This window comes from Marivirga sp., assembly GCF_051117495.1.
GTDB lineage: Bacteria > Bacteroidota > Bacteroidia > Cytophagales > Cyclobacteriaceae > Marivirga.
Genome location: NZ_JBNPEF010000015.1, coordinates 72,989 through 98,328, shown reverse-complemented (window position 1 = coordinate 98,328; position 25,340 = coordinate 72,989). Strand labels below are relative to the sequence as shown.

The following is a 25,340-nucleotide window of genomic DNA, read 5'->3' as shown; positions in this document are numbered from 1 at the left end:
AAAAGGTATCCGTAACTTTTTAATTTTCGATGGCTTGAAGATGATAGCTAAGTAGGTTTTCTGTGCATCTATCCAAAATATCATATACATTTTGAAAACCTTCATTCCCTCCATAATATGGGTCTGGCACATCAACTCCTTGTAGGCTGATTTCCTGTTCAAAATCACGCATTAACTGGACTTTTTGGAGATGTTCTTCGGAAGTGGCCTGCCCTATGATTTTCATTTTATTGACACTATCCATTACCAAAATATGGTCAAATCGTTTAAAATCAGAAGGGTCAAATTGCCTGGCTCTGTGTTTTAATTCCAAACCATTTTGCAAAGCATTTTCTCTTGTTCTCTCATCTGGCAATTCCCCAATATGGTAGTCTGCTGTCCCGCAAGAATCAATCTTAAATTGATCTTCAACACCAAGATTTGCTATTTTTTCTGACATCAAGCCTTCTGCCAATGGTGATCTGCAAATATTTCCCAAGCACACGAAGAGTATTTTTCTCATTTTTGCAAAATAGTTTTAAAAGCCAAATTAATAAAAGCAAAGAACAAAATGAACCTTTTATGAAGAAAAGCCTGCTTTGCCTCATAAATAATCCTTTTAAGCAAAGCCTTTTTTTCTCTTTTGGTTTGAATCATGTCAAACGCTTTATAACAGATCTTAAGGGTTGATGATAATTGTTGATTATTCTTTTTGTATTGATTATGAGACATGGAATTTGACAAAACCCTTTTCTCAACCAATATTTCATCAGTAAAACTAAAGGGATGTTTTCTTGAAAGCCTAAGCATTATATCAAAATCTTCATACGCGAGATCTTCATCATAGCCTCCGACCTCTTTTAAAAAAGAACTTCTGTACATCATACTGGGCGAGCAAATAAAATATCTTGCTAAAATATGATGAAATAATTCACCCTCGGGCACCACTACAGTTGAATGTCCATATTGATCAATTTTATAATGAGGTTTTAATAAGACTTTCTGCTCGTATATATAATTGGCATTTGTGAAATTAACGGCAACATGCGGATGCTTTTCCATATTTTTCACCCCTTCCTCTACCCTTTTGGGCAATAATCTATCATCAGAAGCCAGGTCAATGATATAATCAGCATCGGTTAATTTTAAAGCTTTATTAAAAGCCTTACAGTTACCTACATTGTCTTTCAAAAAAAGTGTTTTGATATTGATATACGGATGCAAGTCTATAAAATCCGATATTTTACGCACACTCTTATCGGTTGAAGCGTCATCCACCACAATCAGTTCTGTAGGATAAGTCTGGTCTAAAACGGATTGCATCGCTTCCTGCACATACTTCTCATGATTATAGCATAAACAAATTACTGCTACCTTAACCTGCATTTCTCAAACTTTTAATTCCTACAAATGCCACCGCCAATAAATAACAAATGAATCGAATAATATGAGCATAAACTAAAATTTCAACACCTATTGAGGCCTTTAAAATGATTAAAGATACGAATATAAGCGCACTTAATATTTCAGTTAAAATATAAATCTTGGTTTGAACAGTTGCTATTAAATAAATAGAAAATGGAAAAGCAAGAAAAGCAAATAAATCGCCCAATAATTGGAATCGGAATAAATTTACAGCCTTAATATATTGGTCATCATATAGGACTTTTAGAATAAGTTCATCAAATTGAAAAACCAGAAAAAGAAAGATCAAAGAAAACAGAAAATAAGGTAAATAATAACCTTTTAGAATACTAATATCCAGATTTTTACTGGCTATTTTCCTTGAAATCATTGGATACAAGCTTAAAAACAAAAAACTTACTAAAAGCCCTCGATAAGCCTCCGATATTCGCACAACTGATTGCCATAAACCAGTTTGAATGGCTCCAAATTCTTGAATTGCAAATTCCCGAATAAAATAATCAACCCATTTACTACTTAACCAAACAGAAATAGCCATGATTAGAAATTTCCTAAAATGAAGCTTTACTTCCTTTTCAATCTTAAAATTGAAATTTAAATAAGGGTAAACAGGGTAAATTAAAATCAAGGAAAAAAGAGATTGAATTAACAACCAAAAAATCAGGAATTGATGAAGGTCAAATTCATATAAACCAACAGCCACAAAAAAAAATGACCATTGAATAAAAATTATCAAAGAATACAGCTTCAATTTTTGTTGGATAACGTAGATGGCTGAAACAATCAAACCAAAACAAAACAGCAGAATGGACGGAATAATTAATAACCAATTTTTAAGACTGAATGAGAATAAACTATGTCTGAACTGATTGCTAATAAGTAAAAGAAATCCACTAGCAGAAATTAAAATCAGCAAAATAATAATCGCTGTTCCTACTATTTGTGTTTTTTGAAATGATTTTTTTGGAAAGGCATTAATAAGTCCATTTCCTATCGCATCCTGAATAGGTTGTGTAAATAAGGCCAAAAAATTCTGAAAATGACTGAATAAAGTGGTTCCCGCAGGGCCATAAAAAATGGCAACCGCCTTTTGAGCCCCAAATCCTGCAATAGTACGAATCAATAAAAGAGTTCCACTCCAAAAACTATGGCGATATTTTTCCCATACTCTTACCATTCAAAAGTATATTTTCTATAATATTCACCGCCAATAAAGGTCTTATATCGAGCTAGGTTTTTGTTAATGCCTCCAATTGGATTCATGGAAGTTCCCATATCTATGATTGAAATATCATGCTTTTGCGCCCATTCATAAACAGCATTCCATAATAAAAGGGAAGGTTCCGCCACATCAAATAATGGATTAATAATTAATGAATAAACATAAATTATTTTTTCATTTACTTTGAGAAAAAAAACAGTTCCAACTAAAATTCCTTTATTATTGAGCTGAAAAGCCTGGTATTCATCGGGAAATTGCATTTTAGATTTTAATATTTCATTCACACTCATGAAGTTCTGATGAGTTTTTTCCTTTCTCCACTTTAGATTCTCCTGATAAATCTCAGCCCAATTTTTAATATCCACTTTCAATACTTCAAAATCATCAGCTGACATCAAGGATTTTAATTTTCTTTTCTTTCGTCCTTGTTGAATTTGATTGAGGAAACCCTTATCAGAAACTATAATACTACTTGCAAGTGCCACATTTTTAACTTTTAATGAAGGGATTAAATAAAGATTTAATTCTGAAATTGAATCAGAATATAATGTGACTTCTATTGATGAATTATATTGGGTTTTACAATAGTTAATTACTTCTTTACACAGAGAATTCATATTTCTCTTTTCAGAAAAGTAAGGTGTAAAAAAAGGAGCTTTAAATGGCGTAATTAATTTTTCCCTATCGAGATAAAAACACCAAAAAGAAATTAAGCTATTATTTTCATCATATACAGATAGTGGCAATAACTGGTTTTCAGACAAATGCAATAACCAATAATTTTTCTTGGCAAAAAGAGAAAATCCCAAGGCTTCTTCCTCCCTTCTGGACGGGAATTGCTCTAAAATTTGATAGTTTTGCCTCATGGGGTAAAAATACTTTTTATAGTGTAATAAATGATAGAAATGAGTTAAAATCACTCATAAACCTCTAATTTTAATAATCTTTTGATATAATTTTAATGTATTGATGAAAGACTATTTTTATACAATTGCCAAAGGTGGCGAAGGATTCTACAAAGAAAAAGGCAGTAAATTCATTGGGCTGTCTTTTCGAGTTCAAAATGAGGATGAAGTAAAAGAAAAACTGGAGGAAGTAAAAAAACAATATCATGATGCACGTCATCATTGCTATGCCTATATTTTATCAAAAGATAAGCTTAGGGCAAATGATGACGGAGAACCTAATCATTCGGCCGGAGATCCTATTTTAGGTCAAATAAAATCTAAAAACTTGACACAAGTGTTGATAGTGGTAGTACGTTATTTCGGTGGAACTAAATTAGGTGTTTCAGGACTGATTAACGCATATAAGACCGCTGCTTTTGAGGCTTTAGAAGCTTCAAAATTAATGAAAGTAACCATTGAACAAATTTATCAAATAGAATATGGTTATGAAATCACCAACGAGGTAATGAAGTTAATAGCAGACTTTGAAGCTGATATTAAAAATCAAGAATTCACAGAAAATTGTACAGCCTCTTTAGGTATAAAGCAATCTTTACAAGAAAAATTTGAGGAGGAAGCCGAGAAAATACCTGGTCTAATTTATAAAAATAAGCACAAACCAAAAGAGGATCAAAATTAATATTTCACTCCAATTTTTTTATAAATAAAATGCATTAACCATGCAGGCCCGATTAATAAGAACTGTAAATCTTTAAGGAAGGAGGGTTTTTTACCTTCAATTTTATGTCCCCAGAACTGACCTACCCAAGCCAAGAAAAATACAATTAAGGCAATTGCCCACAATGGCAAGAAGTTTAATTGATCTGCCCAACGAGCAACTGCAATGCATAAAATAGCAAAAGCTACCATACCAAATGAAAGTGGGATTGAAAGGCTGATATAATAGATAAGGACTATACCTAAAACCACTACTGCCCAATTATTAAAATAACCAACCCCAAATGCATAAGTCAACATATCGTTGGGGATGCTGTAGAGCAAAGCAACCACGCTCCAAAATATTAAGGGTACACAAATCCAATGAACTTTTTTGTTAGTGGCATTTTTGTGACTCGCCCCATATTCTTCTAATAATGCATCTATTCTTCTCATAAATCTAAAATAGAAAATTTAAATTTATGAATCAATAAGCCATGTTCGAAGGTTTAATATTTTTACATAAATCGATATAAAATAATAGCATTTTAAAAAAAGCTTGTTACATTTGCCTTCTCATGGACAGAAAAAAATTACATATCTTAAATTTGCAAAATGCTTCTCCGGCATTTCATGCTGTTCATGTATTCCATCATTCCTCTTTTTAAGAGGAATAAATTCATCATATCGTCCTAAGCAGGTGCCTGCACGTTACATTTATTTAAGGAAAATCGTTAAACATTTCCTTATAAAATCTCTTAGTTAAATAGAGCCTATTAGACAATTACACGAGAAAAAATCGGACCCATTTGTTATTTAGTGCCAAATAGTGAACTTAGAGAAATTAATTATTAGATTCTATATAAATACTATTTTTATATCTCAAAAATTAAAGATGAATACATTAAAAATTGCTATACAAAAATCGGGTCGATTAAGCGAAGACTCACTTAAACTAATTAAAGAATGCGGAATTAAATTCAGCAATGGAAAAGGTAAACTGAAAGCGGTTGCCGATAATTTTCCCATTGAATTTTTATTCTTAAGAGATGATGACATTCCCGGTTATGTGGAAGATGGAGTAGCTGATTTAGGGATAGTGGGAGAAAACGTACTGGTTGAATATGATAATGATGTTAAATTAGTGAAGAAATTAGGCTTTTCTAAATGCAGATTATCAATAGGCGTTGACAGAAACTGGGATTACAAAAACATCAAAGATTTAGACGGTAAAAGCATTGCCACCTCCTACCCTAAGATTTTGGGAAACTTCTTAAAAGAAAATAATATCAATGCAGAAATTCATGAGATCAGTGGGTCTGTTGAAATAGCACCAAGCATTGGACTGGCTGATGCTGTTTGTGATATCGTTAGCTCTGGAAGCACCTTGTTGAGCAATGGATTAAAGGAGGCGGATGTAATCATGAGATCAGAAGCTGTATTGGTATCAAACAATAATTTATCAAAAGAGCAAGAAGATATTTTGAATCAATTATTATTCAGAATGGAGTCTGTTCAGGCTGGTAAAAACAACAAATATATTTTATTGAATGCACCTAACAATGCTATAGATGAAATCATTGGTTTATTACCCGGTATGAAAAGTCCTACCGTTTTACCATTGGCCATGGAAGGTTGGAGTTCATTACATTCAGTCGTAAAAGAAGATGATTTCTGGGAAGTAATTGAAAAGCTTAAAGAAGCGGGAGCTCAGGGAATACTGGTAGCACCAATAGAGAAAATGATTGTATAATGACCCGACTGTCGAATTAAACCTGTCAGGTTTTTTCTTGCAATTATTCTAAATACAGACTAGTTCAAGAGAATTTAATTATTTTAAACCTGACAGGTTTAGCTCAGATATATTGAGAGAATTACTTGATAAAAGAAAATATGAAAGATTATACATATCCCAAAAGAGAAAGCTGGGAACATATATTAAAAAGACCGACAGAATCACTTTCTGACATAAGGAAAACTGTGCAACCCATAATGGATGAGGTTCAAAGCAAAGGAGATAGTGCTTTGAAAGCCTACACCAAAAAATTTGATGGGATTGAATTGGAAAATTTATTGGTGTCAGCTGATGAAATTAAATCAGCTGCTTCAAAAGTATCCGAGAAATTAAAGGATGCCATCAAAATAGCGCATGATAATATTTTCAAATTTCATGAAGCACAAAAAACAGCTCCTTTGAGAATTGAAACCACACCAGGTGTTCTGTGCGAAAGAAAATCAGTTGCCATTCCTAAAGTAGGTTTATACATTCCGGGAGGAACAGCGCCACTCTTCAGCACCGTTTTGATGTTGGCAATACCAGCTAAAATTGCAGGCTGTAAGGAAATCGTCTTATGTACTCCGCCAGATAAAGAAGGTAATATTCACCCAGCTATTTTATATGCAGCTGATGTTGCTGGAATCACTAAAATATTCAAAGTGGGAGGGGCTCAAGGAATAGCTGGCTTAGCTTATGGAACCGAGAGTATTCCTAAGGTAGATAAAATATTTGGTCCTGGAAATCAATATGTAACGGCTGCAAAGCAATTGGCTAGCCTTGAAGCTGTGGCAATAGATATGCCTGCAGGGCCATCGGAGGTCTTAGTTTATGCTGATAAAGATGCAGAACCTGCTTTTATTGCGGCTGACTTACTATCTCAAGCAGAACATGGAGTTGATAGTCAAGTGATTTTTGTAACTACCTCTGTAGAAATGCTGGATGCTTTACAAAAAGAAATTTATCATCAATTAAGTGAGTTGCCTCGCTGGGAAATTGCAGATAGATGCCTGCAAAATAGTGCTGTAATTATTTTGAAAACTGAGGCCGAATGTATTGATTTAATCAATTTATATGCTCCAGAGCACTTGATCTTATTAGCTAAAAATGCCAGAGAAATCGCTGATCAAATAGAAAATGCAGGCTCAATATTCTTAGGATATTATACGCCTGAGTCAGCTGGGGATTATGCATCAGGCACAAATCATACTTTACCTACAAATGGCGCTGCAAGAGCTTATAGCGGTGTTTCTTTGGATAGTTTTGTGAAGAATATCACTTATCAAGAAATCACACCAGAAGGTTTGCAAAACTTAGGCCCGTATGTTGAGGAAATGGCAGAAGCTGAATCTCTATTTGCGCATAAAAATGCAGTAACTGTCCGATTGAATAGTTTAAAGAAAAAATAATTTGTTTGAGTTTTGTAAATCAAAATTCTACGGTCTGACGCATTTTTTAAAAATAAATAATGAAGTTAAACTCCAAACCTGAAACCGATTTTTAGTAAAGTTTTTTTACTGTTGCGTCTGACCGTATTGAAAATACTCATGCGCAAAATAAAACTTAATCATATTATGAGCAATCAAACAAATTGGAAGGAATTAGTGCTTCCCCATATTCTAAAATTGCAAGCCTATTCTTCAGCTAGAGATGAATTTTCAGGTGAAGCAAAGGTATTTTTGGATGCGAATGAAAATCCATTTGATGAGGAACAGCAAAAATGGAATCGCTATCCTGATCCTCTCCAAACAAGAATTAAAAATCAACTATCTGATATAAAAGGGATTTCTGCTGATAATATATTCTTAGGAAATGGAAGCGATGAGGCTATTGATTTACTTTTTAGAATTTTCTGTAACGGTAGTGAATCAAATGTAATTACCTGCCCTCCTACTTATGGAATGTATAAAGTTTCTTCCTCTATCCATAATGTTGAAAATATAGAAGTTCCATTAAGAGAAGATTTTCAGTTGGATGTAAAAGAAGTTTTGAAAATTGCCAATGAACAAAGCAAAATGCTATTCATCTGTTCTCCCAATAATCCGACAGGCAATAGCTTAAGAAAAGATGATATTCAGCATTTATTACAGAATTTTACAGGGATTATAGTGATTGATGAGGCTTATATTGATTTTTCTGCTCAAAAATCATGGATACACGAGCTTACAAAATATCCTAATTTGGTGGTGCTTCAAACTTTAAGCAAAGCTTGGGGCTTGGCATCCGCCCGATTGGGAATGGCTTTTGCAAATCAAGATTTAATCAAGATTTTAAATAAAGTAAAACCACCTTATAATATTAGTGGTCCCAGTCAACAATTGGTAGCAGAATCACTGACCAAAAAGCAAGTATTTGACCATCAGGTGAAAGAAATTTTGGAAGAAAGAGATGCGCTCAAACTTAAATTAAAAGATATAGCTGGCGTGAAAAAAGTTTACCCTACTGATGCTAATTTCATTTTGGTTAAAATCAATGATGCAAAATCCATATATCAAAAACTGATTGAAAAAGGTATAGTAGTTCGGGATAGGTCAAATGTTAAACTTTGTGATGATTGTTTGAGAATAACAGTGGGCACGAAGGAAGAGAATAAAGTTCTTATTAAAACACTTGAGGAAGTTTCTGACTAAGTCAAATTTCAGAAAAAGCTTGTTACATAATGATTTTAGTAAATGAATCAAAATCAAATTAATATTGATAATTCTAGATTAATAATAAAAGTTGATAAATCACCTTTAATTATAAGAATTATCCTTTCATTGATTTTAGTGGTTTCATTTCTAATTCCATTTATAGCAATCTTTATATCTATAAACTATACGGAAGGACTTCAATTTGGAATCATAATTACCTTTTTAATTTTTTGGGGGATTGGATTTTATATTCTTCGAGTAGTTTTATGGAATGGTTATGGGAAAGAAATTCTGACACTCAATTCCGAAAAAGTATCTTACATAGCAGATTATAAATTATTTAGAGATGGCTATCAAGAATTGGATACTAAAAATTTGTCAGTCAACATAATTGTAGATTCAAATTCCTCGGAATCTAAAGGTTATTTAAAATTACAAAACAAAAAGGACTTTATTGAGACTAATTTAAAGACAAGGCAGTCTGATTTAAACCTATTAAAATTTGAAATAGAAAAACGCTATAACATAACATAAATATACATTTTCTCCGTGCTTAAATTGAACTAATCAAGTAAATAATCAAAAGCCAAATAATTAATGCTTGCACATTTCTCAGGTATTTTCACCTGAAAATTTCAACCATTTTAAAATAAGTCAGTATATGAATTATTTAGGTATTCTTACCTAAACATGGTGTAGTGGTTTTATACTTTAAAAGCTTTTAAACTAATATTTTAATATTTGTAAATTCACAACATTAATACCTTCAATTTCAATAATGCGGCCATACTAATACTATCCGTTATCTCACCATCCATAACCATTTGAATAGCTTTAGATAAAGGGAGTTTTTTAATTTTCAAATCTTCCGTTTCCTCAAAATCTGTTTCTCCTTGAGTCAAATTTTTAGCTAAAAAAACCACTCCCCTTTCATCCGAAACGGAATTACTTGTATGGATTCGCAATAATTCTTCCCAATTTTCAGCTTTCAAACCTGTTTCTTCCTTCAGTTCCCTTTTGGCTGCTTCAAGTTCCTGCTCGCCTATCGGACAACCGCCTTCTGGGATTTCCCAACTATATTGATCCAAAGGATACCTATATTGCCCAACTAACCAAGTATTTCCATCATCATCTATGGGGACAACCCCTACCGCTATATTCCTAAAATGTATTTTACCGTAAATTCCTTTTCCTCCAGTAGGATTAATCACATCATGTTCCTCTACTCTAATCCAGGGGTTATCATATTTAATTTTTGAGTTTAATAGCTTCCAAGGATTTTTGGCCATATTATAAATAGTTTGAAAGTATGTAAGGTTAAATTTTCTTAAATTATCCTATAAAACATTAAAGAAATCGAAAATAAAGTTAACTATTTTAATATATTGTTAAAATTTAACTTTTATTCTAGAAATTGATTACCTAATAAAAACTATTGAAAAAATTCATTTCAAATATTGCCTTCATAAAATTATTGGTATGGATAGTTATATACATCTTTTTTTTACCCACTGTTTACAGTCAAGAAAAGCTGGAAGATTCGGCTCAATATTATGTGTCTGTAGCCAAAGAAAATTGGCACAATGATATTCAAAAATCTCATCAAGCTGCAAAAAATGCCTATCAACTAATCGCATCAGTAAATAATCAAAGTCTAAAAGCTGATGTTTATGCCCAATATGGCATTTCATTTTATACCAATCAAAAATATGATAGTGCTATAAAATATTACCGTAAAGCCATACAATCAGTTGAGAAAGAAGACCCAAATAAATATAGGTTCATTTCATACTTATGCTCCGCTTATGAGAAAAAAGGTCATTATAAAGATGTATTCGACATAATTGCAGATGAACTAATCTCAAATCCTAAAAACAATCCAGAGTATTTTAACCTATTACTAGTTAAACTATCAGCGGCATTAAAAATTGGTTTAACAGAAGAATCATTAATAACACTAAAGCAGGTAGAGGATTTAATACCTAACTTAGACACCCTTAAAAATTATAGTAAGTATATAAGCTTAAAAGGAAAATACTATCAAAATATTGCCTCATATCGAAAATCAGATTCCATTTTCTCAAGCTTGATCCATCATTATGACACTATAAATAACAAGATGGACAAGGCCGAGACCTTCCTGTTTTTAGCCCAAAATGCAATGGAAGTGAGTCGTTATAAAGAAAGTTCACAATATTTAATTAAAGCTCAATCAATATATGATAGTCTAAATTATCAATATGGAAAGGCAAATATTGATCTATCTAAAGGGACTTTATTGTCATGGATGCAAAGGTATAATGAAGCAAGTACATATATTTTTAAAGCCTTGGAGACTTTTGAAGAGAACAAAAATGTGAACGAAATGCAAATAGCCTATTACGAGTTGGGATGGATCTTTTATTCATTAGAACTGGAAAATAGGGCAAAGAATTACCTATTTAAGGCTATACAAACCGCCAGAAATATTCAAAATATTAAATACCTGGGAAGAGAATATAATGCTTTGGGTTCACTTTATACTGATTTAAAAAAATATGATTCGGCCATTTTGTATTTTGACTCAGCAATTCATTTTCAGAAAATTACTAAAAACACTAAAGGACTATCTGCGGCAAAATTTAATAAAGCAGTTGTTTTAGAAAAAATAGGCAAAGATGAGGAAGCGCTTAAAATATATAAAGAAAGCTACAAAGTAGATTTAGAATTAAATAATTATGCAGGTCTTATTGAGGGAGAATGGGTTTTAGGTGAATATTATATGAAATACCAAAAACTGGATTCCGCTAAATATTACTTTGATTTAGGTGAAAAACATGCAATAGACTTAGGTGAAAAATATTTTCTGCTAAAAATATATCAGGCTCAAGCCAATTTATATTCCAAAAAAGAAAACCATAAACTTTCGTCAGAATATTTACAAAAAGCACTGATAATCCAAAAAGAACTGGCAGAAGAAAATAAAACACTAGAATTGGCAACACTAGAAACTACATACGACCTAAAAAATAAAGAAAAAGAGCTGGCATTACTGAATCTTCAAAAAGAGAATAACGAACAAACTATCGCACTAAACCAAAAGACCATAGCATCTCAGCGAAATACCTTAATAGTATTAATAGTAGGCATTGTAATATTGTTAATTCTCAGTTATATCATATTCCGATATCTTAAAATTAGAACTAAAACAAACCACCAACTAAGAGATCTAAATTTTGAAATTCAAGAGAAGCAAGAAGAAATCATGGCTCAATCGGAAGAATTGAAAGAAGCCAATGATCATGTAAATGAACTTAATGAGTTTCTTGAAAAGAAAGTTAAAGAGAGAACCATTGCTTTGGAAAATGCACTTTCTGAATTAGATCACTTTTTCTACAGAGCCTCTCATGACTTTAGAGGACCGCTTACTACTTTAATGGGTTTAGTTGGGATATCTAAAGGTTATGATTTACCTAATGAAGCAAATGAACTATTCAGTAAAGTAAATATAACGGTTAAAAAACTAGATGGAATGGTGAAAAAACTTCAAGCTGTCAGTTTTTTAGGTGACTTTGAAAATTTGAAATCCCCACAAAAAATTGAAATAGAAGGTGAAATTATCCGAATTGTAGATGAAGTTGTTAAAAATAAATTTTTTGATGGAATTGATAACAATTATGACATCAATATTAACACTTCCGTAAAAGAGATGATATTCTATCCAGTAATTCTCAATATTTGTTTAAGTAATTTAATTGAAAACAGTTTGATCTTTAATCATTCAAAAACTAAAGTAATCAACATTAATGTAGAATCTTTTGAGGATCAACTTATTCTTAGTGTAAAAGACAACGGAACCGGGATATCTAATGAGCAACAAGCTGAAATATTTGATATGTTTAAAAGAACCTCTCCTACTTCTACAGGAAATGGGTTAGGTTTATATATTGTCAAAAAAGCAATAGAAATACTTGATGGTAAGATAAAGCTTGAAAGTGATACCAGAATAGGCAGTACTTTCACATTGATTTTCCCCTTGGAGGGTATAAAACATAACTTCTCGAATAATTATGACAAAGTATTTATCTCATCATAATAAATAGTAAAATAATCTATTTATTATAATAAAGCACTTTTAAATTATATTATTTTCATTTTCATTTTCAATCATTTAATGAACATCAAATAAAATTTCAATTAGATTATAAATCCCACAATTAATCTCTATTTTTAGAATTGATTTAATCAGAATTCTTACAAATGATAGAATTAGCGAGTATATTAGTTTTAGGGGTATTTGCACAATGGCTAGCATGGAAAATCAAGCAACCAGCTATTCTCCCACTGATTATTATAGGGTTATTGGTAGGTCCTATTTCTACTTTCTTTACTCCTGAAGGCACTAAACTCATAGATGGAGATAGTATTTTTTCAGGTGATTTGTTATTCTCATTTGTATCCCTGTCTGTTGGAGTCATTCTATTTGAGGGAGGGCTAACCTTAAATTTAAAAGAAGTAAGAGCTGTTGCGAGTACCGTTCGAAATCTATTAATTGTGGGAGTGATTGTTACCTTTATTGGCGGAACAATAGCTGCCGTTGCCATTCTTGATTTAAGCTTATCAATGGCGCTTTTGTTCGGTGCCTTGATTATAGTTTCAGGTCCTACAGTTGTTCTCCCTATTTTAAGAAATGTAAGGCCAAATGCTAAAACCAATACCATCCTTAAATGGGAAGGTATTTTGATAGATCCCCTTGGGGCATTAATAGCTGTATTAATGTATGAATTTATTAAAAGTTCATCTAATGGGGAATATTATACAGTTGAGGCGTTAAAGGATTTCTTCACCACCATCTCAGTAGGCTTTTTTATAGGTGGGTTTGGTGCTGTTTTAATTTGGTACATCATCAGCAAAAACAAAATCCCCGATTATTTAAGAAATGTTATCACTTTAGGAACTGTGATTTTAGTTTTTTCCATATCTGACTTATTACAAAAAGAAGCTGGTTTATTGGCCACCACCATTATGGGAATTGTTTTGGCCAATATGAAATTAGATGATTTCAAGAAAATACTCTCTTTTAAAGAAGACATAAGTCTAATATTAGTTACCCTTCTATTTATATTGTTGTCAAGTAGAATAAATATTGATCAAATAGAACAACTTGGTACACGAAGTCTAGCAGTTTTAGCTGTAGTAATATTTATTCTCCGACCGGTAGGCGTGTGGCTGAGCTCGATAGGCTCCAACTTAAGATGGCAGGAGAAAATTTTTATTTCGTGGATAGGCCCTCGTGGTATTGTTGCGGCCGCAGTTGCTTCATTGTTTTCATTAGATTTATTGAGTTCAGATACTACTAGCGCAGCACTAAAAACAGAAGCAGAATTGCTCTTACCTTTAGTATTTTTAGTAATTGTTGGAACTGTAATTCTACAAGGAACCAGTGCAAAATATGTTGGTAAATGGCTGGGCGTTTTAAGAAAAGAACCACAAGGTGTATTATTTGTTGGGGCAAATGAAATAGCTAAAAAACTTGCGCTTTTCCTTAAAAAGGAAGGTTTTTATGTGTTGTTGGCAGACACAGCGAAGCATAATGTCAATGAAGCCAGAAAGCTGAATCTTCCTGTTTATGAAGGGAATATACTTTCAGAAGAGATTTTTGAAGAGGTTGATCTTTCACAAATTGGTAAAATGATGGCGGTCACTAGTAATTCAGGCATTAACTCACTTGCCCTAAGCTGGTTTGATAATGAATTGGGAATGGAAAACACCTATAGAATCGTAAGTAAAGAAGAGGCTGAAAATGAAAACCTACCATTGCCAAAGAATGTACTATTCAAATCAAGATTGGATTATCTAAGTTTAAACCACTTATTGAGACAGAATAGTGAGATCTCCGAAGTAAAATTTTACGGGGAATCAGAATATGAGGAGTTCTTAGAAGAAAAAGGGAAAACAATTATTCCACTTTTCATTATTACATCTGAAAAGAAACTTCAAATAATTTCCGGATATCCTGAAGAAGTTGGGAAAGATGACAGATTAATCTTTTTAAAAAATAAAAACTATAATATGGTGAGCAATGAAAATGACTGATTCATGAACAAAATCATTCATTATTAACCATTTATATAATAATAAAAACAATTCCCTTAAAAGTTTAAGATTTCCTTTGGAAACTAACCGGTTAGTTTTATATTGCATTATTAATTAAATAATAGGGAAAAATTATGCAAACACTAACAAGAGCAGAGGAACAAATTATGCATAAGCTATGGGATTTAAAAAAAGCTTATGTTAAAGAAGTTTTAGAAACTTTACCTGCACCAAAACCAGCTTACAATACTGTAAGTACAATTATTCGAATCTTAGAAAGAAAAGGAGTAGTTGGACATGAAAAAACTGGCAAAAGCTACTTGTATTATCCACTTATAAAAAAGGATGAATACAGAAAGTTCAGTATTAAAAAGCTTATTCACGGTTATTTTGACGGATCATTCGCAAAAATGGCTTCTTTCTTTGCTAAAGAAGAAGACCTAAGTACGGAAGAACTAGATGAAGTTTTGAATCATCTGAAAAATAAATAATCCAGAATGGATACCTTAATTTACATCCTAAAAGCCCATTTGTTATTTATGGTTTTAGGTGGAATCTATCATTTTGCATTACGAAATGAGAAAAGCTTCACCTTTAACCGATTTTACCTTCTGGCAATTTATGGGGTGAGTATTATCACCCCTTTGCTAGAAATTAAAATTTTCAAAAATATCACTTTTATCAATCAAGCTTTTTTGACCAATGAACCTAAGTCAAAAGCAATGAGTAATTCTCATATATTGGAAAGTAATTTTATCACACTTGAAACAGTATTGCCATTAGTCTATGGTGCCCTGGTTTTTATATCACTTTCTATCTTTCTAATCAAGTTTATCAAAAGTTATCATCAATTTAAGTTATTACACCGATTTGCACGCTATGATTACAAACAACAGGTCTATTGGGTAGAAGAAGAAATCCCACCATTTACTTTCTTGAACAAAACGCTTCTTCCGGAAAAATTAAAAGCTGATGAGCATAAAAATATCATCATCAAGCATGAAGAAGCACATAGAAAAACTTTACATTTCTTTGATATTATATGGGTTGAAATAATGTCTTCAATTTTGATTTTAAACCCTTTAAATAAGAAAATCAAAAAATATATAGTTGAAAATCACGAATTTTTAGCTGATGAATTTGCTTGCCAGGACTCCGAGAAAACTAATTATGCCAAGCTGCTAATTCAACAAACGCTCAATCAAAGCCAAATTCATTTTGTTAGTTATTTTGCTAAACCAACTATCCTAAATAGACTCAATATGTTAGAAAACAATAAAAGAACTACCGTTAAACCCTTTATTGTCGGTTTACTTTTGTTATTGATAAGCTTTGTATTTTCATGTGATTTAAGTCCGGAAGAGGAAGTTATTCTAAAACCAAAAAATGAAAACATTAAAACATCCGATGTTTCTTCAAATAACAATGTTGACGAAAATACTATATTTAACATAGTGGAAGTGCAAGCTGAGCCTAGAAATGGAATTCAAGATTTCTATGATAATCTATCTAAAGGTATGGAGGGCAAATATCCGGAGCAGGCCATCAGTATGGGGGTTGAAGGAGTTGTATATATTCAATTTGTTATTGAAAAGGATGGTAGCTTAAGTAATATTCAACCAGTTAAAGGAATCGGGGCTGGCTGTGATGAATTAGCTGTTGAATTACTTAAAAATCAAGGCAATTGGATACCGGGTAAACAAAACGGAAAGCAAGTTCGCTCCAGAAGAGTAATCCCAATTAGGTTTGTATTAAACTAAAGTCTTGCAATAAGGTACTTCCCTTATAAAAAGGCTTATTTTCAAGATTCATTTTTCATAACTTTTAATTATATTTATTAAATAATTAGATAAAGGATATGAATTACCTAATAAGCCTACTTTTTATGTTATCTGTGATCAATGCCACGGATAATAATGGACAATCCAAGCAAGAAGAGGTCTTGCAAACTGTTTTTAACATTGAAGAATTTCAAGAATACCTTGCATACTCCCCCCGTTTTATCAGCACCAATTCAAAGCAGGAAGTATTGATGATGAAATTTCCTGAATTAGGAAATCAGACATTGGAACTCAATATTCGTGATAAATCAGTAAGATTAATTACTGAAAAAGAAGTGAGTGAATTAAAACACAATTTTTTCATCAAAATTGATGAATTTGTGGTTGAAAAATCAAAAGCCAAGGTTGTGCTTTCTTATCAAAATGCCAGATTATTTTATGAAAAGGGTCAAAAAATTTTATTAGACTCTCAATTAGAAAAAAACAAAAATGAAGAATGGGAGGTTTTAAAGTATAAATTATATCAAGTAGATATTAATACTTCCTATTGAGTATTTCGGCATAAACGATTGCTTTCTTAGCACTTTCCGGATCAGACAAACCTTCTCGAATTTCTCTAGCAAATTGATTTTCACTTTCTTCAGCTTCAAACTCCTTAAATCTATCGCTTTGTGTTGAAACTTCTTCTATATCTACCAATTCATCTATACTTTTAAGTTTCTCTCCTTTTTTGTATAGTTCTTTTAAAGTTTCATCCGCATTTTCATAATCTTCTTGACTTACATATTGATGCATGGGTCTTTCCTCAACTTGATCAGAAAGTGGTTTGATTTTTTCACTTTCTGTAAGAATTTCATCTCCATAAGATCTCTGTGACGCTTCTTCCTTTTCTTGACTTTCCCCACTTAACTCAGCCAATAATTCCTCGAATGATTTAGGTCTTCTCTTTTCATTGGAGCTTTGTTCCGTTTGTTGGGAATCTGCTTTTTTTCGAGTAACAGGTTTCTTTTTCTTTCCTCTTCCTTTAAATAAGAAATATAGAATTGATAGGACAATATATATGAGGATTTTGTAGTCTTCCATAAATTAAAATTACAAAAACTTTATAAATAATAGCCACACTATATTCATGAAATAGAAAATAAATAAAAACTAATGAAGCTTAAAACCTATTAATAGCACATCATCCGTTTGGCTGTATCCGTGTTTCCAATCATCGAATCGTTTTTTCAGAATATGAAATTGATCCTTCATTTCTTTATCAGCAATCTCTTGTAGTAGTTTACGTAAACTCCTTACCATAAATTTCTTATCATTAGGACCACCAAATTGATCTTGAAAACCATCAGAAAATATATAGAAAGTATTAAGTGGATTATAGTCAATTGAATGGGATGTGAAGTTTCCTTCAATTCCAATTTTTCTTTTTCCCCCAATAGACATTTTATCGCCTTTTATGACTTCAACTTCTTTATTATCATTTACAATTACCAATGGATTTTTTGCACCTGCAAAATTCATCAACTTATTTTTTTCATCGATTACCACAATAGATGCATCCATTCCATCTTGATTATCGGTTTGGGACTGCTTTAAATAACTATTCACACCTTCATGAAGTTTATTTAAAATTGCTGCTGGGTCGGTTATTTTCTCTTGCAAAACAATTTGATTCATATTGGTATCTCCCACCAAAGACATAAAAGCCCCTGGAACTCCATGTCCTGTACAATCAATAGCGGCAATCACTTTTTTCCCGTCAATTTCAGCCATCCAATAGAAATCACCTGATACAATATCCCTCGGGATGAACATTACAAATGAATTCGGCAATAAATGCTTGATATAATCATCGGTAGGAAGCATTGCAGATTGAATTCTTTGAGCATATCGAATGCTTCCAATGATATCTCTGTTTTGCTTTTCAATAAACTCCTTCTGAGATTGCATAGCATCCCGCTGAGAAAGAATTTCTTCCTTCTGCATTTTTAATTCCTCATTTTGCTCAGATATTTGATCACTCTTAAACCTCAAATCTTTTTGAGCCTTAATCAAACTCTGATTTCTTTCCTGTAATTCAAAATGTGCTTCTTGCAAGGCAACTCTATGCATGAAATTATTTTTCATGATGTAATACCGAAATGCCGCCATTGAGAAAGCCGCTATTCCCACAACAATCAAAATATTAACACCTTTCATCATGAAGTAATCAAGTACTCCTGCTTCACAGAAAAAGGTATGAGCCAAGATTTGAATAAGAAATACAACAATGAAATTGATGACAAAATAAAATGGCCTTAAAATAACCAGAACGGCACTGGTAATAAACACAGTTACCATTGATATCAAGTAAGTCATCCAATCCGAGCAATCCACCATATATGCGGCAGAGGTAAACAAACAAAATGCTATGATTTCAAATAAAAGCTCATGACTAAATTTATATTTTTGATGAAGTAAAAAAACAATCCCAACTATAACCGAAGGGCCATATCTGAATAAATACCATAAATTGATATTAGGTTTATCGATTGAAAGTTCTGGTATTGTACTAAGCGGAAATAAAAATATAACCAACAGAGCACCCCATCTTGCATAGATCTGACCTACTCTCTTATATTCCTCTTTCCAGGCTTCATTTAAATTGATACCAAAACTTTCAGTAATATTGAACTTCATCTACTTTGAATAAAAAATTTAATGCGAGATTAACATACTTAAGGTAAAAATAAAAATCATTTATCGAAAATGAGGATAAACATGATGCTTCATCAATGATTGTACTTTTTTACGCAACCACCTACGTCTTATATGTTTAATTTGTTCATTATAATCTTGTTTTATGTCAATTTTATAATCTGGCATACTAACCTCGGAAGCATCTTTTACCCAAACAGAATGAATGGTAAAAGCAAACTGTAATTCATCGTGATCTAGCTTTGCTACAGGGCCTTTATGTAAATCAGTAGCATCAAATATCCAAATTTCTGAAAAGTAAGAACTTATTTGATTACTATTATTCTCCTCTCCTATTACGGTACACAAAATATAACCATTCAAAGATACAGGAATATCACTATTTTGAGATTTTGAAGGTACAAATTGCAACGACCACATATAAGTCCCCTTTGGAAAACTGTAGTGATCCGTAACTTTCATCGAATCAGTTTTCACTGTTTCTAAAACAAAAGGGGCTCCTTTTTTTGTGAATTCAAGCATCTGCTCTGCACCATAAACCCTGTTTCTGTTGGGATCTTGATATAATTTGTACATAAAATCAGTCAGTAGTTGATCATTTAGACCATACGCCTGCCAAAAAATATGCTTTATTTCGCCTACATTTTGATCAGGTGAAAGCATATCGCGATAAGTGTATAAACCTACTCCCCAAGTATGTGGCCCAGGATCTTTTTGACCTGGATTTCCTTCCAAATGCAGAAAAACTGTTTGATCCTCTAAATTATCTCTGTTTTTTACGTCAATTACAATCTTGCCGATTTTACCAATATCCATTTCTCCAACAGCCAACATACCTATTTTTTGAGGATCAATAGGAGCTCCCGAAACTTTGCATTCATCGTAATACCTAACCCATTCAGCCGGACATGCACTGCAATTGTGGGCTGCATGTAAAGTCACAACACCTTCTGGATTATCATAATTAGCAGAAAAGTGAACTGTTTCCAACGGCAGAACTACTTTATGAGCTTTCACCTCTTTAGCCTCAGGAACTAAATCTTTTCTGTTTACTATATAAAGAGTGGAATAGTCATTTTGGGCACCATCCAGTAATTCCCTTAAAAAAGAGTCAATTTTTTCATTATTAGGAAAAGGATTATTCAGCATCACATTTAATGTAAACTTGAAATTAGTATCAGCTAGAAGTACATAATCTTTTGTAAAGCCAATTTGATGCATATTATGTTGAATCTGAATATTAGATCCATTTTCATTGATAACCTTATAGGATTTAGGATTTTTAGAACCTGTCCATTGCACCAAATAAACAGCATCTTCATTGGAAAAATGCCTTCCAATCAATTTCCAGTACCAGCCTCTGAGTTTATCCCATATTGATTTTGGTTCTTTTTCAGTTGCTTCCTCATAAAAGAAATCATTTACCTCCTTTACAACTTGCTCTTTATCTTCAATTTGTTCCCATCTACTGATTCTTTCTTCTAATCTTTTTTCAATCTCTTCCTCACTGCTGAAAAATAAATGAAAAAGGTCAATTGCACTTAAGAGGTTCTTGGTCGTTTTAGTGAAATTCACACTGAATACCTCCTTGGTTTCAGGATCGTAAACAGGATGCGCTGTGGTCAACACCATAGGAAATGGATTATTCAAAAATGGAGGAGTCCCTGCCCTCCAAAATTTATTTTCTCCTATGGGCGTAATCAAATCCAAACTTTCCGGGTCAAATTCAAAAGGCCTGCCGGCATCAAACGTGGCCAATAAGCGAGATTGCTCATCTCCAGGTTTTCGAAAGGGGGTTATAGCAGTATTTAACTGATTCCTTGTACCTAATTTCATTGACATTCTTGCAAGACCCCTATTTTTAAATGCTATATCAGTAAAAAGATTATTGGGATTTAAAATAGGACTCGAAGCAATATCAGCGTAAAAGCAGGGAGTTTTTAATAAGCGTGTTTTAAGTTTTACTTTTCCTGATTCAGTGAAATCGAAACGGTACATATAACCGTCACCATTTATCACAGGTGATCCATATTCCTGATTGAATTCTCCACTGGGAAGTTTCCTTTCATAGGGAAGCCCACCGCTATTAACGGTTCCCGCACCGGAATTTATAAAAACGAAACCAGATAAATCTTCAGGGATTTTTCCTTCTTTTAATTTAAGTTCTACATCAAGTGGTTCACGAGTTGAGGTGAGTAGATTGGGGTGACTCATAGTTTTGGTATAATTTATTTGATAATATTACAGATACATAAATAATAAAAATTCAATAAATAATTGAGGAATTACAATAATAATTACAAATAAATCTTTTGTCGAAAAAAATTACCCTAGTGAGGTACATGATTTTTTTGGTTGTTCTTTATTTTTTAAAGAGAACATTCAATTAGATTACCCACTTCTCCAAATAAATTATAAATTTGTTATCCGCTTTTTTTGAGCGTAGATTTTTTGAGGAATAAATATGCAGCTAACCAAACTTGAGATAAAAGGATTTAAAAGCTTTGGTGACCGAATGGTCATTAATTTTGATAAAGGAATCACAGGAATTGTAGGTCCCAATGGTTGTGGTAAATCTAATGTGGTCGATGCTATCCGTTGGGTCTTGGGAGAACAAAAATCCAGAATGCTACGCTCTGATAAAATGGAGAACGTTATTTTTAACGGAACCAAAAAGCGTAAACAAAGCAACTTGGCTGAAGTATCCCTCACTTTTAATAACACTAAAAATCTACTCCCAACCGAATACTCTAATGTTACCATCACTAGAAGGTATTACCGAACCGGTGAAAGTGAATATTTATTGAATGGCGTAAGTTGCCGATTAAAAGACATCACCAATCTATTCATGGATACTGGAATTAGTTCTAACAGTTATGCCATTATTGAATTGAAAATGGTGGATGATATTTTAACTGATAAGGATAATTCCCGAAGAGGATTGTTTGAAGAAGCAGCAGGCATCAGTAAATTCAAAATCAGAAAAAAGGAAACATTAAAAAAACTGAGTGATACCGATGCTGATTTAGAAAGAGTAGAAGATTTATTATTTGAGATTGAAAAAAACCTAAAATCGCTTGAGAAACAAGCAAAACAAGCCGAAAAATATTACCAATATAAAGGAGAATATAAAGAAAAAAGCATTCTTTTGGCCAAGAAAACCGTAGCTGATAAAAGGGAGGTCTTTCTTAATTTAACCAAACAAGTTGAGGCTGAAAATGATAAAAAACTAAGCCTCAACAGACAATTAGCCGAACAAGAAGCTTCATTGGAAAAAGGAAAATCCGAATTGCTTCAAAAAGAAAAATTACTGGCTACTCGGCAAAAAGCACTTAACGAACATGTCAATAAAATAAGGCAATACGAGAGTGAGAAAAAAATCAAGAATGAGAGATTACGCTTTTTGCAGGACAAAAGCGATAGCCTCAAAAATCAAATTGAACAGGACAAACAAAGTAATGAACGTGCCTCTTTCAGCATCAAAAGTCTAGAGCAAGAAAAGACTTCGGCTGAAAAAATATTCTTTGAAACCGAGCAAAGAGTTGAAGTTTTAAAAGCTGAATATGAAGAGCAAAAAAATAAAACTACTGCTATTCGAGAGGAAGTCAACACATTAAACCAACAACAGAAAAATTTACAAAATGAGGTTTACCAGTTAAATAAATCACTGGAAATAAAGGAAATACAACTTTCTTCCGTAAAACAGGAATTAGAGAAAAGCAGTACGGACACTACTGAACAATCCGCTAGTTTGGAGGAGTTTGATGCAAAACTGGAAGAATTGTCTAAAATCTTAAAAGAGAAAAACGAATACTTAACAAATCTTAAGAACAAAGAAGACCATCTTAACCAACAAATAGAAGATCATAAAAATACCATTGAATTAATCAGGGAAGAATTAACCCAGTCATCTCGTAAGCTTGATGCAAAGGAAAACGAATACAACTTGACAAAGTCTTTGGTAGATAATTTAGAAGGTTTTCCTGAAGCTATTAAATTCTTAAAAAAGAGTTCAAAATGGGGTAAAAATGCTCCACTCCTATCTGATGTATTGACATGTTCCGAGGATTACCGCATCACAATTGAGAATTTCCTAGAGCCTTACATGAATTATTATATAGTGGAAACAGAGGCTCAAGCTTTTGAAGCAGTAAACTTATTAAGTGATGCGAGTAAGGGCAAAGCCCACTTTTTTATTTTAGATAATTTCGAAAAATTCAAACCTACTGATTCAAAGCTATTTGACCAAGCTGTTGCCGCAACTGAAATAGTAGAATATGATGCCAAATACAAAAAATTAATTGGTTTCATACTAGACAATGTTTATGTAGTAAAAGGTGATTATAGCTCAATTCCTGATGATAAAGACAGTATTTTCATCACACAAAGCGGAAAAGTAACTAAAAGAAAATTTAGTATGTCTGGTGGTTCTGTTGGCCTATTTGAGGGTAAAAGGATAGGCAGGGCCAAAAACTTAGAAAAACTTCAGGTTGAGATAAAAGATCTAAATAAAAAAATAAGCCAGATCAAGGAAAGCTTGGAAAGCAGGCAACATGATTTGGATAACCTAAAAGACCATAGCTATAAAGAGAATATTGAACTATTGCAATCAGAAATCAATGAAGTAAATTCTGAATATGTTTCTGTAAGAACCAAGCAAGAACAATTTGCTCAAATGCTTAATTCTGCTGCCAATAAGCGGGAGGGATTAGAGCAACAAAGAGAAACTTTGACAGAGGAAATTGAAGCCATAAAACCTGATGCCAAGGAGAAATCCGAGAAACTACAAGAAATAGAACAAAGACTTGCCATCATCAGTGAGGACTTAAGTGCTCAGGATGATATTTTGAGTCAGAAATCTTCTTCTTTCAATCAGGAAAATATAGAATTCCATCAACAACAAAACAGGGTCAATAGTCTTGAACAAGAAATTAGCTATAAACAAACTGCATTTGAAAGCAGTAAAGAACGCTTAGAAAAAAACCAGCATGAGTTAAAAGAGAATGAAGAAGCAATAAAAGGCCTGATTGATACGGCTGAGTCAAGTGACGATGAGTTACTGGCTATGTATGAGGAAAAAGAGCAAATAGAAGTAGGGGTTAATGAAGTAGAAAAAGACTATTACGCTGCCCGAGGTCAGATTGATGAGATTGAAAAAGAAAGCAGAAATATTCAGCGTAACAAGGACCAAGTAGATGAGCTTTTGATGCAGATTCAAAATAATTTGAACGAAACCAAACTTGAGCTCAACAGTGTGAAAGAAAGGCTTTCAGTGGAATTTGATATAGATTTAGATAAAATCATGAATTCTAATGAAGAGGAAGTAGAGACTGATGAAACAGCTGATGATTTAAGAAATGCAGTAAACAAATTGAAGGAAAGAATGGATCGTATTGGGCCTATCAACCCTATGGCGATGGAAGCTTATGAAGAGATTAAAGAAAGGAATGATTTCATCTTAACCCAGCGAGAAGATTTACGCAATGCGAAAGAATCATTGCTCAACACCATTACTGAGATTGATGAAGTTGCCCGTACAAACTTTATAGAAGCATACGAAAAGATAAAAGAGAATTTCCAAAAAGTATTCCGAACACTTTTCACCCATGAAGATGAGTGTGATTTACAATTATCAGACCCTGACAACCCCTTAGAATCCAAAATTGAAATCATGGCCAAGCCAAAGGGTAAGCGTCCTTTGACCATCAATCAATTATCCGGGGGAGAGAAAACACTAACCGCTACTTCCCTTCTCTTTGCGATTTATCTATTGAAACCAGCGCCATTCTGTATATTTGATGAAGTAGATGCTCCTCTGGATGATGCCAATATTGATAAATTCAATAACATTATCAGGGAATTTTCTAAAGAATCCCAGTTTATTATTGTAACCCATAATAAAAGAACCATGTCCAGCACGGATGTCATTTATGGGGTAACTATGGTAGAATTGGGGATTTCTAGAGTAGTGCCAGTGGACTTGAGGGAATTAGAAGATACCTTGGAGTAATTATAATAGTATTTAAGAAATTAATATTTCGGGAGTTATGAATAAAGATTTCCTTATAAGAATCGGTATCACCGCTTTAGTGTTTTGGATATTAGACTCATTTTTTATGTATATAATAAAGGAGGAAACAAGCTTGAGCT

The 25,340-nt window shown here is 32.7% G+C and carries 20 protein-coding genes; 11 read left to right on the top strand and 9 right to left on the bottom strand.

What is annotated here, in order from left to right; all coding sequences use genetic code 11:
* Nucleotides 1-19: 19 nt before the first annotated feature.
* From ACFE0M_RS08885 to ACFE0M_RS08870, 4 genes are read right to left on the bottom strand one after another with little or no spacing between them, the layout of a single operon-like run.
* Nucleotides 20-502 (bottom strand): low molecular weight protein-tyrosine-phosphatase, encoded by a 483-nt coding sequence (locus tag ACFE0M_RS08885; RefSeq protein WP_434545400.1) that lies wholly within the window; start codon nucleotides 500-502, stop codon nucleotides 20-22.
* Nucleotides 499-1,365 carry a glycosyltransferase gene (locus tag ACFE0M_RS08880; RefSeq protein ID WP_434545399.1) on the bottom strand — a complete coding sequence of 289 codons (867 nt, stop codon included), beginning with the start codon at nucleotides 1,363-1,365 and terminating at the stop codon, nucleotides 499-501. Before ACFE0M_RS08880 ends, ACFE0M_RS08885 begins: the two co-directional genes overlap by 4 nt.
* A complete protein-coding gene (locus ACFE0M_RS08875) occupies nucleotides 1,355-2,581 on the bottom strand; it encodes a hypothetical protein (protein ID WP_434545398.1) in 1,227 nt (408 codons plus the stop codon). Before ACFE0M_RS08875 ends, ACFE0M_RS08880 begins: the two co-directional genes overlap by 11 nt.
* A complete protein-coding gene (locus tag ACFE0M_RS08870) occupies nucleotides 2,575-3,492 on the bottom strand; it encodes a hypothetical protein (protein ID WP_434545397.1) in 918 nt (305 codons plus the stop codon). Before ACFE0M_RS08870 ends, ACFE0M_RS08875 begins: the two co-directional genes overlap by 7 nt.
* Before the next feature lie 103 nt (nucleotides 3,493-3,595).
* Between ACFE0M_RS08870 and ACFE0M_RS08865 the strand changes: the two genes are divergently transcribed.
* The gene (locus tag ACFE0M_RS08865) at nucleotides 3,596-4,213 is read left to right on the top strand and encodes an IMPACT family protein (protein WP_434545396.1); all 618 of its coding nucleotides are present in this window, start codon (nucleotides 3,596-3,598) and stop codon (nucleotides 4,211-4,213) included.
* Here ACFE0M_RS08865 and ACFE0M_RS08860 read toward each other — a convergent pair.
* Nucleotides 4,210-4,686 carry a DUF962 domain-containing protein gene (locus tag ACFE0M_RS08860; RefSeq protein WP_434545395.1) on the bottom strand — a complete coding sequence of 159 codons (477 nt, stop codon included), beginning with the start codon at nucleotides 4,684-4,686 and terminating at the stop codon, nucleotides 4,210-4,212. The two genes, ACFE0M_RS08865 and ACFE0M_RS08860, sit on opposite strands and share 4 nt — an antisense overlap.
* A gap of 439 nt (nucleotides 4,687-5,125) precedes the next feature.
* Here ACFE0M_RS08860 and hisG point away from each other — a divergent pair, with 439 nt between their 5' ends.
* The 4 genes from hisG to ACFE0M_RS08840 all read left to right on the top strand — a co-directional run bounded on the left by hisG (nucleotide 5,126) and on the right by ACFE0M_RS08840 (nucleotide 9,171).
* The gene (gene hisG / locus ACFE0M_RS08855; protein ID WP_434545394.1) at nucleotides 5,126-5,983 is read left to right on the top strand and encodes an ATP phosphoribosyltransferase; all 858 of its coding nucleotides are present in this window, start codon (nucleotides 5,126-5,128) and stop codon (nucleotides 5,981-5,983) included.
* A 140-nt stretch (nucleotides 5,984-6,123) separates the two neighbouring features.
* On the top strand, nucleotides 6,124-7,413 hold the full coding sequence (gene hisD, locus ACFE0M_RS08850) for a histidinol dehydrogenase (RefSeq protein WP_434545393.1): 1,290 nt from the start codon (nucleotides 6,124-6,126) through the stop codon (nucleotides 7,411-7,413).
* A 165-nt stretch (nucleotides 7,414-7,578) separates the two neighbouring features.
* Entirely contained in the window at nucleotides 7,579-8,634 is a 1,056-nt protein-coding gene (gene hisC, locus ACFE0M_RS08845) for a histidinol-phosphate transaminase (protein WP_434545392.1), read from the top strand.
* A 42-nt stretch (nucleotides 8,635-8,676) separates the two neighbouring features.
* A complete protein-coding gene (locus tag ACFE0M_RS08840) occupies nucleotides 8,677-9,171 on the top strand; it encodes a hypothetical protein (RefSeq protein ID WP_434545391.1) in 495 nt (164 codons plus the stop codon).
* A 215-nt stretch (nucleotides 9,172-9,386) separates the two neighbouring features.
* On the opposite strand, the gene ACFE0M_RS08835 is transcribed toward ACFE0M_RS08840, so the two are convergent.
* The gene (locus ACFE0M_RS08835; protein ID WP_434545390.1) at nucleotides 9,387-9,926 is read right to left on the bottom strand and encodes an NUDIX domain-containing protein; all 540 of its coding nucleotides are present in this window, start codon (nucleotides 9,924-9,926) and stop codon (nucleotides 9,387-9,389) included.
* Between the two features lie 146 nt (nucleotides 9,927-10,072).
* Between ACFE0M_RS08835 and ACFE0M_RS08830 the strand changes: the two genes are divergently transcribed.
* The 5 genes from ACFE0M_RS08830 to ACFE0M_RS08810 all read left to right on the top strand — a co-directional run bounded on the left by ACFE0M_RS08830 (nucleotide 10,073) and on the right by ACFE0M_RS08810 (nucleotide 17,044).
* The gene (locus ACFE0M_RS08830; RefSeq protein WP_434545389.1) at nucleotides 10,073-12,712 is read left to right on the top strand and encodes an ATP-binding protein; all 2,640 of its coding nucleotides are present in this window, start codon (nucleotides 10,073-10,075) and stop codon (nucleotides 12,710-12,712) included.
* Between the two features lie 164 nt (nucleotides 12,713-12,876).
* Nucleotides 12,877-14,712, top strand: coding sequence for a cation:proton antiporter (locus ACFE0M_RS08825; RefSeq protein WP_434545388.1), 1,836 nt, complete (start codon nucleotides 12,877-12,879; stop codon nucleotides 14,710-14,712).
* A gap of 134 nt (nucleotides 14,713-14,846) precedes the next feature.
* Entirely contained in the window at nucleotides 14,847-15,203 is a 357-nt protein-coding gene (locus ACFE0M_RS08820; protein WP_434545387.1) for a BlaI/MecI/CopY family transcriptional regulator, read from the top strand.
* A gap of 6 nt (nucleotides 15,204-15,209) precedes the next feature.
* A complete protein-coding gene (locus tag ACFE0M_RS08815; RefSeq protein ID WP_434545386.1) occupies nucleotides 15,210-16,472 on the top strand; it encodes a TonB family protein in 1,263 nt (420 codons plus the stop codon).
* Nucleotides 16,473-16,570: 98 nt separating this feature from the next.
* Nucleotides 16,571-17,044 carry a hypothetical protein gene (locus ACFE0M_RS08810; protein ID WP_434545385.1) on the top strand — a complete coding sequence of 158 codons (474 nt, stop codon included), beginning with the start codon at nucleotides 16,571-16,573 and terminating at the stop codon, nucleotides 17,042-17,044.
* Here the strand turns inward: ACFE0M_RS08810 and ACFE0M_RS08805 are convergent.
* The 3 genes from ACFE0M_RS08805 to ACFE0M_RS08795 form a co-directional block, all read right to left on the bottom strand.
* A complete protein-coding gene (locus ACFE0M_RS08805) occupies nucleotides 17,028-17,576 on the bottom strand; it encodes a hypothetical protein (protein ID WP_434545384.1) in 549 nt (182 codons plus the stop codon). The genes ACFE0M_RS08810 and ACFE0M_RS08805 overlap by 17 nt on opposite strands.
* A gap of 69 nt (nucleotides 17,577-17,645) precedes the next feature.
* Complete coding sequence (locus ACFE0M_RS08800; RefSeq protein WP_434545383.1) at nucleotides 17,646-19,172, bottom strand: PP2C family protein-serine/threonine phosphatase; 1,527 nt, start codon at nucleotides 19,170-19,172, stop codon at nucleotides 17,646-17,648.
* A 60-nt stretch (nucleotides 19,173-19,232) separates the two neighbouring features.
* On the bottom strand, nucleotides 19,233-21,404 hold the full coding sequence (locus ACFE0M_RS08795) for a carotenoid oxygenase family protein (RefSeq protein ID WP_434545382.1): 2,172 nt from the start codon (nucleotides 21,402-21,404) through the stop codon (nucleotides 19,233-19,235).
* 250 nt (nucleotides 21,405-21,654) lie between these two features.
* Between ACFE0M_RS08795 and smc the strand changes: the two genes are divergently transcribed.
* On the top strand, nucleotides 21,655-25,200 hold the full coding sequence (gene smc / locus ACFE0M_RS08790) for a chromosome segregation protein SMC (protein WP_434545381.1): 3,546 nt from the start codon (nucleotides 21,655-21,657) through the stop codon (nucleotides 25,198-25,200).
* The last annotated feature ends 140 nt before the right edge of the window (nucleotides 25,201-25,340 follow it).

Excerpts from the sequence above, each read along its gene's own strand:
- ACFE0M_RS08885 (WP_434545400.1), bottom strand. The coding sequence starts at position 502 with ATGAGAAAAATACTCTTCGTGTGCTTGGGAAATATTTGCAGATCACCA.
- ACFE0M_RS08880 (WP_434545399.1), bottom strand. The coding sequence starts at position 1,365 with ATGCAGGTTAAGGTAGCAGTAATTTGTTTATGCTATAATCATGAGAAG.
- ACFE0M_RS08875 (WP_434545398.1), bottom strand. The coding sequence starts at position 2,581 with ATGGTAAGAGTATGGGAAAAATATCGCCATAGTTTTTGGAGTGGAACT.
- ACFE0M_RS08870 (WP_434545397.1), bottom strand. The coding sequence starts at position 3,492 with ATGAGGCAAAACTATCAAATTTTAGAGCAATTCCCGTCCAGAAGGGAG.
- ACFE0M_RS08865 (WP_434545396.1), top strand. The coding sequence starts at position 3,596 with ATGAAAGACTATTTTTATACAATTGCCAAAGGTGGCGAAGGATTCTAC.
- ACFE0M_RS08860 (WP_434545395.1), bottom strand. The coding sequence starts at position 4,686 with ATGAGAAGAATAGATGCATTATTAGAAGAATATGGGGCGAGTCACAAA.
- hisG (WP_434545394.1), top strand. The coding sequence starts at position 5,126 with ATGAATACATTAAAAATTGCTATACAAAAATCGGGTCGATTAAGCGAA.
- hisD (WP_434545393.1), top strand. The coding sequence starts at position 6,124 with ATGAAAGATTATACATATCCCAAAAGAGAAAGCTGGGAACATATATTA.
- hisC (WP_434545392.1), top strand. The coding sequence starts at position 7,579 with ATGAGCAATCAAACAAATTGGAAGGAATTAGTGCTTCCCCATATTCTA.
- ACFE0M_RS08840 (WP_434545391.1), top strand. The coding sequence starts at position 8,677 with ATGAATCAAAATCAAATTAATATTGATAATTCTAGATTAATAATAAAA.
- ACFE0M_RS08835 (WP_434545390.1), bottom strand. The coding sequence starts at position 9,926 with ATGGCCAAAAATCCTTGGAAGCTATTAAACTCAAAAATTAAATATGAT.
- ACFE0M_RS08825 (WP_434545388.1), top strand. The coding sequence starts at position 12,877 with ATGATAGAATTAGCGAGTATATTAGTTTTAGGGGTATTTGCACAATGG.
- ACFE0M_RS08820 (WP_434545387.1), top strand. The coding sequence starts at position 14,847 with ATGCAAACACTAACAAGAGCAGAGGAACAAATTATGCATAAGCTATGG.
- ACFE0M_RS08815 (WP_434545386.1), top strand. The coding sequence starts at position 15,210 with ATGGATACCTTAATTTACATCCTAAAAGCCCATTTGTTATTTATGGTT.
- ACFE0M_RS08810 (WP_434545385.1), top strand. The coding sequence starts at position 16,571 with ATGAATTACCTAATAAGCCTACTTTTTATGTTATCTGTGATCAATGCC.
- ACFE0M_RS08805 (WP_434545384.1), bottom strand. The coding sequence starts at position 17,576 with ATGGAAGACTACAAAATCCTCATATATATTGTCCTATCAATTCTATAT.
- ACFE0M_RS08800 (WP_434545383.1), bottom strand. The coding sequence starts at position 19,172 with ATGAAGTTCAATATTACTGAAAGTTTTGGTATCAATTTAAATGAAGCC.
- ACFE0M_RS08795 (WP_434545382.1), bottom strand. The coding sequence starts at position 21,404 with ATGAGTCACCCCAATCTACTCACCTCAACTCGTGAACCACTTGATGTA.
- smc (WP_434545381.1), top strand. The coding sequence starts at position 21,655 with ATGCAGCTAACCAAACTTGAGATAAAAGGATTTAAAAGCTTTGGTGAC.